This window comes from Chryseobacterium mucoviscidosis (genome assembly GCF_002177115.1).
In the GTDB taxonomy this organism is placed as follows: Bacteria; Bacteroidota; Bacteroidia; order Flavobacteriales; family Weeksellaceae; genus Chryseobacterium; species Chryseobacterium mucoviscidosis.
This window is the reverse complement of record NZ_MVAG01000039.1, coordinates 62356-76956: the sequence shown is the minus strand read 5'-3', so window position 1 is coordinate 76956 and position 14601 is coordinate 62356. Positions and strand designations below refer to the sequence as shown.

The 14601-nt window shown below is 34.3% G+C and carries 8 protein-coding genes; 6 read left to right on the top strand and 2 right to left on the bottom strand.

Annotated elements, in window-relative coordinates; translation table 11 throughout:
* Positions 1–172 precede the first annotated feature (172 nt).
* From B0E34_RS00970 to B0E34_RS00960, 3 genes are all read left to right on the top strand, one after another.
* On the top strand, positions 173–4294 hold the full coding sequence (locus tag B0E34_RS00970) for a DUF5977 domain-containing protein (RefSeq protein ID WP_087705978.1): 4122 nt from the start codon (positions 173–175) through the stop codon (positions 4292–4294).
* Positions 4295–4756: 462 nt separating this feature from the next.
* Positions 4757–8320: a DUF6443 domain-containing protein gene (locus B0E34_RS00965; RefSeq protein ID WP_087705976.1), complete on the top strand. Its 3564-nt coding sequence runs from the start codon at positions 4757–4759 to the stop codon at positions 8318–8320.
* 6 nt (positions 8321–8326) lie between these two features.
* On the top strand, positions 8327–8863 hold the full coding sequence (locus B0E34_RS00960) for a hypothetical protein (RefSeq protein ID WP_087705974.1): 537 nt from the start codon (positions 8327–8329) through the stop codon (positions 8861–8863).
* A gap of 291 nt (positions 8864–9154) precedes the next feature.
* Here B0E34_RS00960 and B0E34_RS00950 read toward each other — a convergent pair whose 3' ends face one another.
* Both B0E34_RS00950 and B0E34_RS00945 read right to left on the bottom strand, forming a co-directional pair.
* Positions 9155–9919: a 3'-5' exonuclease gene (locus tag B0E34_RS00950; protein WP_087705972.1), complete on the bottom strand. Its 765-nt coding sequence runs from the start codon at positions 9917–9919 to the stop codon at positions 9155–9157.
* 74 nt (positions 9920–9993) lie between these two features.
* Positions 9994–10734 (bottom strand): CDP-alcohol phosphatidyltransferase family protein, encoded by a 741-nt coding sequence (locus B0E34_RS00945; RefSeq protein ID WP_087705970.1) that lies wholly within the window; start codon positions 10732–10734, stop codon positions 9994–9996.
* Between the two features lie 125 nt (positions 10735–10859).
* Here B0E34_RS00945 and B0E34_RS00940 point away from each other — a divergent pair, with 125 nt between their 5' ends.
* The 3 genes from B0E34_RS00940 to B0E34_RS00930 all read left to right on the top strand — a co-directional run bounded on the left by B0E34_RS00940 (position 10860) and on the right by B0E34_RS00930 (position 14506).
* Positions 10860–12791 carry an LTA synthase family protein gene (locus B0E34_RS00940; protein WP_087705968.1) on the top strand — a complete coding sequence of 644 codons (1932 nt, stop codon included), beginning with the start codon at positions 10860–10862 and terminating at the stop codon, positions 12789–12791.
* Between the two features lie 207 nt (positions 12792–12998).
* Positions 12999–13415 (top strand): DUF2147 domain-containing protein, encoded by a 417-nt coding sequence (locus B0E34_RS00935; RefSeq protein ID WP_087705966.1) that lies wholly within the window; start codon positions 12999–13001, stop codon positions 13413–13415.
* A 110-nt stretch (positions 13416–13525) separates the two neighbouring features.
* Positions 13526–14506, top strand: a complete 981-nt coding sequence (locus B0E34_RS00930) for a pyruvate dehydrogenase complex E1 component subunit beta (RefSeq protein ID WP_076396100.1) — start codon at positions 13526–13528, stop codon at positions 14504–14506.
* The last annotated feature ends 95 nt before the right edge of the window (positions 14507–14601 follow it).

Here is a 14601-nt window from a genome sequence, read left to right as displayed (position 1 = left end):
AAGAAAAAAATTATTATTCTTTTGGGATTAGATTATAAAGGGTATCATATTGTATCTGGAAATTCTCTTTATCAATATATGTAAAAGCCATGGCTTTTAAAAGGTAAGATATTTTTAATAGCAGTCTATTTACAACCGTCAAACAATTTTACTAACGATAAATTATAAAGAAATGATAAAAAAAAATTTGTGTATTGCTTTTGCTTTTTTTTATTTAGGAATTTTTGCTCAGAAAGTTTCTACCATTCCATCTCCAAATGTTGCATCATTATTGAAATATGCTGAAGTACCGGTTAATGTATATAATGGAACAACATCTTCAGAGATACCTCTCTGTAATATTGATGAGGGAGATTTAAAAATCCCTATTTCTGCAAGCTACTATACGACCGGATTAAAGGTTGAAGAAGAGGCAAGCAACATCGGATTAGGTTGGACATTAAATGCAGGAGGAGTAATACATTTAGTAGGACAAGATAATAGTGTGTATAGAAAAGACTACATTCCACTATCATCAGAACTTAATCAAACAGAAGACCCTTATGAATCAAATTTTGTTTTTAATTATGTTCGAAAGGGTTGTAACTTCATGACATCCACTGGAAATACTGAATCCAAACAGTTTCAAGTTGGTGCTGACTCCGATTTTTTAGTTTGTATTTATAATTTTAATGGATATACAGGCAAATTTATTGAGGATAAAGACCATAATTTTGTTTCCATTGACAAGAATAATATAAAATTAGAAAGAATTATAAATAGTGCAAATAATACTACAGGATTTAAAGCAATAACTACTGATGGATTGGTTTACTTTTTTGAATTAAAAGCTACGATTGATACTCATAGTTCTACTGATTGCCAAACTACACAGCATCAATATCGAGATAGTTATTATTTGACAAAAATAGTTAGTCCTCAAAATAAAATTGCAAACTTTACATACGTATCTACTCAGGTAGAATCTCTACCTCACTTGATTCAAAATTACACTAAAGAAGTTTTAGCATCAACCTCCAATCCTTTTAATGCTCCGTGGAGTAATTCCGGACCACCTTTTATGCCTTTTGAAGGATTGAATTTTGGGTATTCGGCAAGTCAGGGAATAGATTATACAATCAGTGAAATCAATACAAATAATTCAAAAATTGTTTTTCAGAATAGTAATAGAGAAGATATAAAAAACGGAAAAAAAATAGATAAAATATCTCTTTATTCTAAAAGTGATACAGAGCCCATAAAGACAATATTATTTGATTATGATTACTTTACAGGATCTCCGACTTTTGGTGATTATACAGTTGTCTCCACAGCAATGGGAACTTGCGGAGTAATGCCCAACAATATATTAGAAAGTTATAAAAGTAAGCGTCTTAAATTAAAAGCAATAAAATTTGGAGAAACGAATTCTAATGATATGATTTACAGGTTTGTTTATGATGCTACTACTTTGCCTTATAAGACATCTGCAGCTCAGGATTTGTGGGGATTTTTTAATGGTGCTACAAATTCAGGGCTTATTCCAAACGTAAATAATTTAGGATATAAAGATAATAATATACCCTTTCATTTTGTTTCAAACCCTCAACCAAATGACAGAAGTTTTAATGAAAAATTTCTTAAAGCAGGATTGCTGAAATTAATAATATATCCTACAGGAGGGCACGCATTAATGGATTATGAAAGTAACCAATTCGGATCACCAACTATTAATTCTACATTGGTGGAAACTACCCAAAGTATTTATGATTATAATAGCACAGTAGAACAATCTAAAACTTTCACTATTCCATCAATAATAAATCAATCTGTAAAACTATCAATTACTTTAACTTGTAGTTCAACTGGTCCTTGTGATTTAGGTACTTCTACTAATAACTTGTGTGCACCTTATAGTAATTCTGGTCTTGGTGTCAATTTAACAGTGCATCCAAACGATATCAGGCTGTATGGTCTACTGGAAAAGAATGTTAATGGAAATTGGCAGATTATTTCAGAGTATAGCAGAAATAATGCAGATTTAGTAAATTATGGAATCGCACATGGTGTATGTGGTGTGTATAATGTTGATATTACAAATCTTATAACACCAGGGGCCCAATATCGTATGAGAGTTAATTACCCTGACAATAAAACAGGTATTTTGGGGAGTGCATGGGTAGATATGAAAATATCATATTTTACAGAACAGGAAATTTTGTATCCTAATAAAGGTGCTGGTTTAAGAATTAAGAATGTTACATACTTTGATACAGATGGGAAAAAGGCTAGTGAAAAAAATTATTCCTACAAAAATGGTATACTTATGACTAAACCCGTTTTTTATAGAGTAAAAGACAGAACAGACAGTGATATGTTTGCTCCAATTAATAATGCCAATTGCCCTACTGTGTTTAATATGAGTGAAATTTTATGTAATGATTTACAAACAAATAGCAGCTTAATTCCTTATGTTTATTCAACTAGAACACTAATGTTAAATTCTGATCCTACTGTTCCATACAGTTATAATGCGCAAGGATCATTAGTAGGTTATTCAGAAGTAACTATTCAATATGGAAATAAAGATAATTCAAATGGGGAAGAGGTTTATACTTTTAACAATCTCTCTGATTATTCAACCTATTATGCTTCTCGACCTATAGGGTTGCCTGAAATAAGATATCTAAGAAATGGAACTCTTAAAGAAAAATCATTTTACAAAATAGCAGGTAATGGACCTTTTTCTACAAAAGAAATTGTCAAAAAAGAAATATATGACTTTATAGTAAAAGATCAAAGAAGATATTGGGCTTATATGGCAGAGTATATACCCATGAATTTTTATTGTCCTACCACTTTAAAATCTAGCTCTGTTTTGGATTATAATTCAAATTTCATGCATTTTTATCCCATTAAAACAGGTAAAATTTTGTTAAATAGTAAAAAGGAAATTAGTTATTTTAATGGAAAGGCAATTACAAGACAATATAATTATAATTATAATGATAAAAATCAATTGGCATCTGAGAAAATAACAGATGATGACGGAAAAATAACTGAAATAAAAAATTATTATCCCAATGATTTATTATTAGGAAATCAATCGTCTGAAATGCAAATGCTAATTAATTCTAACCGTATTGATATTCCTGTTAAATTTGAAAAATTTATTAATAATAAAAAAGTTTTTGAAAAGGCTATAAAGTATACTCAAGATGCATCTACCGGAAATATACTGCTACCAAAAGAAGAACACGATTTATTAATTAAAGATAATTCTCAATCATTAGACATTAACACTTTAGATAATATAAGAACAATATATGATAGATACGATTCATATGGAAATGTACTTCAGTATACCAATGATAAAAAGCCGGTAGTATTTATCTGGGGATACAATAAGATGTTACCAATTGCAAAAATAGAAGGGGGAGCAACATATCCGAATGGTATCAATTCTAACACGTCAGATATTCCACAAGATCTAATAAATTCTATTGTAGAAGCTTCAAATTTAGATGTTGATGCCGCTTCTGAAGCTGCTTTAGATAATAAATTAGATAATTTCAGAAAGGATGTTCGAATGAAAGGATATTTAATTACCACTTACACCTATGATCCGCTTATTGGTTTAAAAAATATAACGTATCCTTCAGGAATTAAAGAATTCTATTTTTATGATAATAAAAACAGACTGATTCTAATTAAAGACAATGAGAATAATATTGTGAAAAATTACAATTATCATTATATTAATTCATTAGCTTCCACAAATATATTTGTTAATGCAGAAATTAGTAAAACATTTTTAAAAAATGATTGTCCAACAGGTCAAGTAGGAACACCTGTGACATATACGATTCCTCAAGGATCTTATATATCCAATATAAGTCAGAATGATGCCGATTCTAAAGCTCAAAATAATCTCAATTCTAATGGACAAAATTACGCAAATACCTATGGGATATGCAGTCAAGGCTGCCCATTCACATTAGCATCAAATATAGACTCTACTAATAATATTAGTTCTGTAATGCAGGATGGTAATACTATCAGTATGTTTATTGAAATTTCAACAAATAATCAAAATGTAAATTTACCTTGGACACAAGGTGGGTATATAATAGGAACTGTGGGAGAAAATTGTAAACCAACTAGTACAAGGGCTGTAGATTACACGGATGAATATACAGGTATAAAATGGAAAATTATTGTTTTTCCAGTTACAGGTCAAGTACTCGCAATGGTGTTAAATGGTCAAGTTAGCATTAACAATCCTATTCAAATTAAAATTCAATATCAAAAATAGAATAAAATGAGCTAAATATTAGCGGATTTGTAATCTATGAGCCATAAAGGAACGTACAGCATTATACCATAAAGGACGGGATAGTAGCCATGATTATTGAGACTATAACCTGCTTCAGCTTATTGCTAAGATTATAGGTGTTCACTGTAAGTATTTCAAAGGCATTGATTATAGCATTGTGAATACTTCCAATACAGATATTTCCTCAGCTCCGGAGTATTATGAATCCAAATTTTAGCCCTGTTGGATATCTTCATAAAAGATCTTTCTATAGCAGGACATCAGGTAATGACTTATATATAATCATTTAATTGAGGTATGAGCTAAGAAGCATCATGCCTCCGTTGGGAATAACGTAAGTATAATCTACGATGCTGCCAACAGGCTGAAAGAAAACAGGGAGAAAAGCCAGACAGGAAATATCCTGAAAAAATTCAAATATAATTACAAAACTAACGCGTTATGAAAAAAATAATAATCCCTATAGGAACACTCTTTTTATCTGGACTGGCTTACGGCCAAAGTCAGACAAGTTCTTTAGAAAACTATATCTACAGTAAGACCTACTTGGAACCTGTAACGACAAGCAGCACTACTGCAAAGCAAATCGAAACCGTCCAGTATTTTGATGGTCTGGGAAGACCAAAGCAGGTGGTGAATGTAAAAGCCTCCCCGGGCGGAAAAGACGTGGTACAACATATCGAATATGACGGCTTCGGAAGACAGTTGAAAGATTACCTTCCCGTTCCCCAGCAGGGAACCCAGAACGGAGCGATCTATACTTCACCTTTGAGCAACGCTACCCAGCCTGCTCTTTACGGAGCTGAAAAAATCTATTCTGAAAAGATATTGGAAAACTCTCCTTTGGAACGTATTTTACAGCAGAAGCAGGTAGGTAATGCGTGGAATGATAAACCCGTTCAGTTCGGCTATGATGCCAATACCACTGCTGATGCTGTAAAAAAATACACTACGGTAACCACATGGGTAAACGGAGCTACAAGTTCTGTTTTAAGCCAGAGCAGCGAGTATGCAGCAGCACAACTGTATAAAAATACGGTAACCGATGAAGATGGGAACGTCAACATAGAGTTTAAAAATGGAGAAGGACAGGTTTTGCTGGTGAGAAAAATGAACGGGACACAAAGCGTGGATACGTATTATGTGTACAATGAATACAACCAGCTTGCGTATGTGATTCCGCCGCTGGCTTCCGTTTCAGGGGCTGTGGATGATGTTACCCTGGATAACCTTTGTTATCAGTACAAATACGATGGCAGAAACCGTCTCGTAGAAAAGAAACTCCCAGGCAAAGGATGGGAATTTATGGTATATGATAAACAGGATCGTCTGGTTCTTACCCAGGATGCCATTCTGAGAGCTCAGGGACGATGGCTGTACACAAAATATGATCAGTTTGGAAGAGTTCTTATGACAGGTCTGTCTGATGGTTCCACACGATTAACCGAACAATCCAATACAGATGCGAAAGGATCTAATAATGAAAAAAGGATGTCCGATTACTGGACAAACAGTGGAATGCCCGTTTATTACACCAATGGATTTGGATATCCAAACGGGAATATTTATAAGGTTCTGAGTATTAATTATTACGATACCTATCCTACAGGCACCCCTGCTATTCCTACCCAGATTTTGGGACAGGATGTTTTGTCTCAGGATGCTCAAAATTCATCCATAAGCACAAAAAGTCTTCCTGTTGCTTCTTATGTGAAAAATATTGAGGATGACAACTGGACAAAAAATTACACCTGGTATGATAAAAAAGGAAGAGCAATAGGAACCCACTCCATCAATCATTTGGGAGGATATACCAAAACGGAATCTTTACTCGACTTTGCAGGGACTGTACAGAAAAACAACATTTATCATCTCAGAAAGCAGGGAGAAACCGGGGTGTTTGTAACGGAAAGGTTTGTCTATGACGGACAAAACAGGCTGCTGCAGCATTATCACCAGGTAGATAACAAGCCCGAGGTTCTTTTGGCGGAAAACACCTACAATGAACTTTCCGAGCTTAGCAATAAAAAAGTAGGAAATAATCTGCAAAGCATAGATTACACCTACAATATCCGTGGATGGATGACGGACATCAACAAAAACCAAATGACGGTTCCTAATCTTGACGGAAAGCTGTTTGCCTATAAAATAAGATATAACGAAAGACTGGGGATCATAAATCCTGATCCTTCACTGTTTTCGGGAAAAGATGTAGAGGCAAAATATAATGGTAATATTGCAGAAGTGGACTGGAGAACTGTAGAAAACATTGGAAATAATCCATCTACAACTCCTAAAAGATATAGTTACGCCTACGATAAGCTCAACAGACTTACCGCAGGATATTACCAGAATCCGCAAAATCCGGGAAGTAAAGAAAATACAGAATCCATAGATTATGACCTGAACGGGAATATTACCAATCTTTACAGGACATCTGTAATAGAGTCTGGAAACACTCCTACCGTGATCGATAAGCTTGTATACACGTATGAAAATTCAAACAAAAGCAACAGGCTGGCAAAAATTATTGATGATGCACAAAATACAACAGGCTATGAAGGCGGAGGGCAAACCATCGGTTATGATGCAAACGGAAACATGACATTAATGCCGGATAAAGCCACGATTATCCAGTATAATTACCTGAACCTGCCTTCTACAGTGAATATGCTGGTGGATTTTCCATTTGATATGGAATATTTATACAGAGCAGACGGAGTAAAACTAAAGAAAAAAACCACCAATATAGTTACAGGATATTATACAACTACCATAACAATAAACAATTCTGATTATCTAGATGGATTCCAGTACAACAATAGAACTTCTACAACTCAAGGCGGCGGAGACCCCGCAGATCCTCCGATGGAAGACATGATGATGGCTCCCCAAAGCAGGGCCATGGAGATGCAGGCATTTAGTACTGATGAAGTCATAAATTTTGGACCTGTTGGTACACTTGACATCTTGAAAACTCCTGATCTGGAGTTTTTCCCAACCGCAGAAGGATTTTATGATTACAAAAAAGATCAGTATATTTACCAGTACAAAGATCATTTAGGAAATACTAGGGTAAGTTTCGGAAGAAACAGCGCAGGTGCTCTTGAAATTATAGATGTAAATGATTATTACCCTTTCGGAATGAACCACTTGAAGAGTGGAAATTCTTTCTTCGGAGCGAGTTCGTATAAAAATTACAAGTACAATGGAAAGGAGTTGCAGGAATCCGGTATGTATGATTACGGGGCAAGGTTTTATATGCCCGATATCGGAAGATGGGGAGTCGTTGATCCGCTCGCGGAAAAGATGAGACGTTGGTCGCCTTATACCTATGCATTTGATAATCCGATAAGGTTTATTGATCCGGATGGAAGACAAGGTAAAGACATAATTTATCTTATTCGTGATTCTAAAGGGAATGTTACAGAACAATGGAAGTATTCTAACGGAAGTTTTCGACGTTGGGAAAATGGAAAGTTAGGCGCTAAATATGATGGAAGGACACATACAGGTAGTCCAACTCTATTTAAATTAGCGGTTGCTTATCGAAAAATTGAAAATTCAGGAAATAAAGAACTTCAAGGAATGTTACATACTTTAGAAAATAGTGATAAAACACATTGGATCGAAAGTGGGAATAGTGGAAGTAAGGTACTTCCAGATGGTAATGGAGCTGTATTAGGTCATAGTATTGGAACCCATGCTCTTTATGACTTTAGTAAAGAAGCACAAGAACAGTTTAAAAAAGTAGAAGGTGTTCCTGATTCAGATTTGTCTGCTGTTGCTCATGAAATGAGACATCAATTTGACTATGATCAAAAAAATATGAAAGATAATCCGAGAAGTAATGATCCAAAATCGGGAACAGCAGATGATCCAACGGAGCAAAGAGCTGTTAAAGCAGAAAATGAAGCTAGAAAAATAGAGAAACTAATTATTAGAACAACTTATGGAGGAGAAAAAGTTAATCCTAATCCTCCTAACTATATACTTCCTCAATAATTTTTTATGAAAAAAAATATTAAATTTCTTTTTTTTGGTCTCTTTTTTATCATAATTTCATGTAATAAGAAAGTCGAGCTATCGGATGATTTTGTTCAAAATCTCTCAAATATTGATTCGAATATACCATCACCATATGCACAGTATAATCTTTACTTGAAAACAGCAGATAATAATATTTTTGAAACCAATGTTAAATTTTTAAATGATATATATATAAAATATTATAATAATGATTATAAAGACTTCTATGATTTTTTAAAAATCGCTTTAAAACAAGAGCTTAAAATAAAGAATTCAGTAGCTAATCATTACGAGTATGGAATTTTTAGCGAGAGTTCTAAAATTGAAAAATTATCTAATAAAGAAATAATCAAAAAATATTTTATTATAGATAAAGATGTGTTTTATTTTTATCCAAACAATATTTCAATAGAAGAAAAGAAAACGATTCTATACAAAATGTTTTTAGGAGGGTATTTAATAACATTTGATGACTATGCAGGAAAGTATATTATTAAAAAATATAATTTAAATAAATAACCTGATCTCGCGGATTTATAATCTGTGAGCAACAATAAATACCCCACCGCTTTGCGGTGGGTTTTGTGTTTTATAGCGTAGCTGCGTTTTTGGCAAAAAAATCTTTAAACTTTTTATGGGTAAGTATTTTTTCTACGAGCCGGAAAATGGTTTGCTTGTCTTCCTCTTCGAGTTGTTGTATTAATCTGATCTGTTAAGTTCCGTTTTATCTTCCAAAATTACTTCTTTAGGAATAGAACAGCCATTATTAGTTGCTCATTAAAGCATCTTTTTAACCAGTTCACGCATCATTTAAAACTTACTTGATAATTGGATTTTCGTGAAAACCTTCTTCGTGTACAATGGGAAATCAGCATTCTGAAGCCATCCGTAATAGCCCAGATCTTTCTGGAAAACAGACTTTACCGTTTGTCCCTTATATTTTCCGAAAGCAAAAATTTCCTGTCCGTTTTCGTTGAAATGAATCATTCCGGCAAGATCTGCGAATTTATTCTGAGACGAAAAATTGCTTAATTCTGCGATTTCGTTTGGTACATCATCATATTTTCCGACCTGCGCATCAAGCACTTCAAAAGTTGCCATAACATCGGCTTCCGCAGAATGGGCGTTTTCCAGTGTTTTTCCGCAATAAAACTGATAGGCAGCGCCTAAATTTCGGGGTTCTTTTTTAAAGAAAATGGTCTGTGCATCAACCAGTTTGAATTTATTCAAATCAAAATCAAACTCGGCACGAAGCAGCTCTTCCGCTAACAATGGAACATCGAATCTGTTGGAATTGAAACCTCCCAGATCCGCACCCGTAATCATTTCCATCACTTTTGGAGCAATTTCTTTAAAGGTTGGCGCATCTTTTACATCTTCATCATAAATACCGTGAATTTCGCTGCATTCTTTCGGGATCGGCATTTCAGGATTTACTCTCCATGTTTTGCTTTCTCTTGACGCATCAGGATTTACTTTTAGAATACAGATTTCAACAATACGGTTTTTGCCGATGTTGGTTCCTGTGGTTTCCAGATCAAAAATGCAGAGCGGTTTATGTAGTTTTAAATTCATTTTTTATAATTTGAAAATTTGAGAATGTGTTAATTTGAAAATGGATTTAAACGTCCATTATTCAACACATAAATTTATTTTAGTTGTTTTTGAAATATAATTGAGATTAAAATATAATAAATAATTACTAGCGGAATTCCGATAGTTTTAAAGATAGCTAAAATAATAACAGAACCGACAAGTAAAGCTATTTTCGGATAATTATCCTGTAGTTTCATCGATTTAAATTTCATCGCGATCATTTTTATCGGGGAGATTAAAAGCCATGAAGAAATAGCCGTCAGAATAAGAAGATAAATTTGATTTTCAAATAAAAATTCAAAAGTTCCCAGTTCTTTATTAGCATAAAATAATCCGAAAATTAAAATTGTGTTTGATGGGGTATTTAATCCTTTAAAATAATATTTTTGTTCTTCATCAAGATTAAAAATCGCCAGTCTAAGACAGGAAAATAAAGTGATTAAAAAACCAAGATAAGTTACCCATTGAGGTCTATTGTAGAGTAAATGTGTATAATTTATGGCTTCCAAGGGATTTCTATGATCTATTCCGAGTAATGATACAACAATCGTCAGTCCCGGAACCAGTCCGAAGCTCACCATATCTGCCAAAGAATCCAGTTGGGTTCCAAGATTGGAATTTGCCTTTAAAGCTCTTGCCGTAAAACCATCAAAGAAATCCAGAATCAGAGAAAGGACGATGCAAACCGCAGTCGTCTGATAATCTCCTGAAATTAGATGAATGGCGCCGATACATCCGGAAAGCAGGTTTCCTAACGTTATCGCGTTGGCAAGATTATTTTTAATAAAATTCATAGGCACAAAATTAATAAATTAAAGTAACAAAGCGTTAATTAAACGGTGCATCAATTATAGAAGATTGCTAAGCCGTTACAGGGAGATATTATTAAATTAATTCGAATTTAATGTAAATTTGCAGCATGAAATTGTTTAAAGAATTTAGAAAACAGGAAGTTCTGGTGCTTTTGTACAGAATTTTTTTAGCCTATTTTTTCTATCAGATCGCAAGATTTTTATTCTGGTATTTTAATAAAGACTTAATAAAAATCGATTCTGTTTCAGATTATTTCAGTCTGTCTTTCCATGGGATTGCGTTCGATACAACGGCGATTTTATATGTAAATGCCCTTTTTATTCTTCTGAGCATCATTCCTGTCATCATCAATACTAAAAAAAGTTATCAGAAATTTCTTTTCTGGCTGTATTTTATTACCAACGGAATTGCCTATGCAATGAATTTCGGAGATATGGTGTATTTCAGATTTTCGCAGATGAGACTTACTTCTGCCGCGTTGCAGGTTGCGCAGCACGAAAGCAATATTTTTAAGGTCTTTACGACTTCCGTTGCTCAGAATCCTTTTGTTCTGATCGGATTTATAGCTTTAATGATCCTTTGGATTTTTCTTTATAAAAAAGTAAAAGTTCAGGAAAACAAACCAGAAAAACTGCTTCCGTATTTTGTGTGGTCTGTGATAACGCTTTGCATAACGGCTGTTTTGGCTGTTGGCGGAATCCGTGGAGACTTTAAACACAGCACAAGACCGATCAATCTGGTGGATGCCAATCGTTTCGTAAAAATTCCGGCGCAGGGAAATGTGGTTTTGAACAGTACGTTTTCCTTTTTCCGAACTTTAAATACGAATAATTTTAAAGAAGTTCATTTTGTAGATGAAAAATTTATTGAACAGAACATTCATCCTTATAAAGAATATAACAGAGAAGTCGCAGAAAAACCAAATATCGTTATTTTTATTGTAGAATCCTTCGGAAGAGAATATTCAGGAGCATTCAATAAAGACAAAAATATCAAAGATTACGTTTCTTACACTCCATTTATCGACAGTTTGGCGGGACAGAGTCTTATTTTTCCGAACACTTTTGCCAACGGAAGACAGTCGATTCACGGGATGAGTTCCGTTCTTGCCGGAATTCCGAGTTTAACCGACGCTTTTACAAGTTCGCCCTATTCCAATCAGAAAATCCAGTCCATTGTTTCTGTCTGCAACGAAATGGGATACGATACTTCTTTCTATCACGGCGCTCCGAATGGTTCCATGGGATTTTTGGGCTTTGGAAACATCTTAGGCTTCAAACACTATTTTGGAAAGACAGAATACAATAACGATAAAGATTTCGACGGAATATGGGCAATCTGGGATGAACCTTTTTTACAGTATTTTGCGAAAAATGCAGGAAAAAAGCAGCCTTTCATGGCAACAGTCTTCACGGCATCTTCACATCATCCTTTTAAAATTCCTGAAAAATACAACGGGAAGTTTAAAAAAGGAAAAATTCAGATGCATGAACCAATTCAATATACGGATTTTGCCATTAAAAAGTATTTTGAAACGGCTAAAAAACAGCCCTGGTTCAATAATACCATCTTTGTTTTTACGGGAGATCATACCAACGAAATTTATTATCCCGAATACGATAAAACAATGAATCGTTTCGCAGTGCCTTTAATCTTTTATTCACCAAATCCTGCATACAATTTAAAAGGTGTAAATCCTGAACTGGCACAGCAGATTGATATTTATCCTACGCTTGCAGATTTAATAGGTTACCATAAAAAAATCAGAAGTTGGGGGAGAAGTCTGGTGAGCGAAAGACAGTATTCGCCGATTATTGCCAATTCAGACGGAACCGTGGAGCAGTTTATCATCGGAAATTACATCTACCGTTTTGATGGAAAAGAAATTGTGGGGATCTTTGATAAGTCTGATTTAGGATTGGAAAAAAATCTCATGGAGCAGTTGAGATCTGATCCGGAAGCGCAAAAAGGAAAACAAATAGCAAAAGCGTGGTATCAGGATTATATGGATCGGGTGATTAACAGAAAAATGAATTAAAATATAACCGTTTGATCTTCAGGATGAATTGAATGAAATTTTAATTGCTAAACTTATTAATTTATTACTGTTTCAGAAGAGTTTTTGGTATATCTCTTGTAATCTATGTGTAGGATAATAAATTTTTTTGTTGTTTTAAAATAAATTTATATTTTTAGCAATAATAGACAACGAAATTATTTTATTGAAATTAAAACTATAAGAAATATGAGAAAATTATTGTTGACCTTCGCACTTTCATTATTCGGAGTAATGTCTTTTGCACAGATTGAAGGAAAATGGAAAACCATAGACGATGAAACAAAACAGGCTAAATCTATTGTTGAGATCTATAAAAAAGGAGACCAGTACTTTGGCAAAATCTCACAGTTATTAATAAAGCCGGCTAATCCAAACTGTACAGCTTGTAAAGACGACAGAAAAAACAAGCCTATTTTGGGAATGGAAATCATCAGAGGGCTTAAAAAAGACGGTGATGAATTTACAGGAGGAACCATTACCGATCCTAAAACAGGAAAAACCTACAAATGTACGATTACAAGAAGCGGTGATAACCTGAATGTAAGAGGATATGTTGGTTTATCTTTCATCGGAAGATCACAGACTTGGCAGAAAGCTAATTAATCGGGATCAAATAAAAATTAATAAGCGGCATTTCATTAAATGAAATGTCGTTTTTGTTATGTAAATAATAAAAAAACACTACTTTTGTACTCTAAATTTTTCAAATAAATATGGCAGAATATACTTTTCGTGAGGTAATTGCACAGGCAATGAGCGAGGAAATGCGTAAAGACGAATCCATCTATTTAATGGGGGAGGAAGTTGCAGAATATAATGGTGCATATAAGGCTTCAAAAGGAATGCTGGATGAATTTGGTGCTAAAAGAGTAATCGATACACCAATTGCTGAGCTTGGTTTCGCAGGGATTTCTGTGGGAGCTGCAATGAATGGTAACAGACCGATTGTAGAATTTATGACCTTCAATTTCTCTTTGGTGGGGATTGATCAGATTATCAATAACGCTGCAAAAATCCGCCAGATGAGTGGAGGACAGTGGAACTGCCCAATCGTTTTCCGTGGTCCTACAGCTTCTGCAGGTCAGTTGGGAGCAACACACTCTCAGGCTTTCGAAAGCTGGTATGCCAACTGTCCGGGATTAAAAGTAGTCGTTCCTTCAAACCCTTACGATGCGAAAGGATTGTTGAAAACTGCGATTCAGGATAACGATCCGGTAATTTTCATGGAATCTGAGCAGATGTACGGAGACAAAATGGAAATTCCTGAAGAAGAATACTATTTACCAATCGGAAAAGCAGACATCAAAAGAGAAGGTTCTGATGTTACGCTGGTTTCTTTCGGAAAAATTATGAAGCTGGCTATTCAGGCTGCTGAAGATTTGGCTAAAGAAGGTATTTCTGTAGAAGTTATCGATCTTAGAACCGTTCGTCCTTTGGATTACGATACTGTTTTGGCGTCCGTTAAAAAGACCAACAGACTGGTTGTTTTAGAAGAAGCGTGGCCATTTGGTTCTGTGGCGTCCGAAATTACCTATATGGTTCAGCAGAAAGCATTCGATTATCTGGATGCTCCGATTAAGAGAATTACAACTCCTGATGCTCCTGCTCCTTACTCTGCGGCTTTATTTGCAGAGTGGTTCCCGAAACTTGAAAAAGTGAAAGAAGAGATTAAAAAAGCAATGTACGTTAAGTAATTATACGATTATAGAGAAAAACTTCCGAAAGGAAGTTTTTTCATTTATTATATTCATGAAGAAAAATTCATGGGGATGTAAATTTGGCTTAAATT

Bases quoted from the DNA above. Each gene is read 5' to 3' on its own strand.
- B0E34_RS00970 (WP_087705978.1), top strand. From the start codon at position 173: ATGATAAAAAAAAATTTGTGTATTGCTTTTGCTTTTTTTTATTTAGGA.
- B0E34_RS00965 (WP_087705976.1), top strand. From the start codon at position 4,757: ATGAAAAAAATAATAATCCCTATAGGAACACTCTTTTTATCTGGACTG.
- B0E34_RS00960 (WP_087705974.1), top strand. From the start codon at position 8,327: ATGAAAAAAAATATTAAATTTCTTTTTTTTGGTCTCTTTTTTATCATA.
- B0E34_RS00950 (WP_087705972.1), bottom strand. From the start codon at position 9,919: ATGAATTTAAAACTACATAAACCGCTCTGCATTTTTGATCTGGAAACC.
- B0E34_RS00945 (WP_087705970.1), bottom strand. From the start codon at position 10,734: ATGAATTTTATTAAAAATAATCTTGCCAACGCGATAACGTTAGGAAAC.
- B0E34_RS00940 (WP_087705968.1), top strand. From the start codon at position 10,860: ATGAAATTGTTTAAAGAATTTAGAAAACAGGAAGTTCTGGTGCTTTTG.
- B0E34_RS00935 (WP_087705966.1), top strand. From the start codon at position 12,999: ATGAGAAAATTATTGTTGACCTTCGCACTTTCATTATTCGGAGTAATG.
- B0E34_RS00930 (WP_076396100.1), top strand. From the start codon at position 13,526: ATGGCAGAATATACTTTTCGTGAGGTAATTGCACAGGCAATGAGCGAG.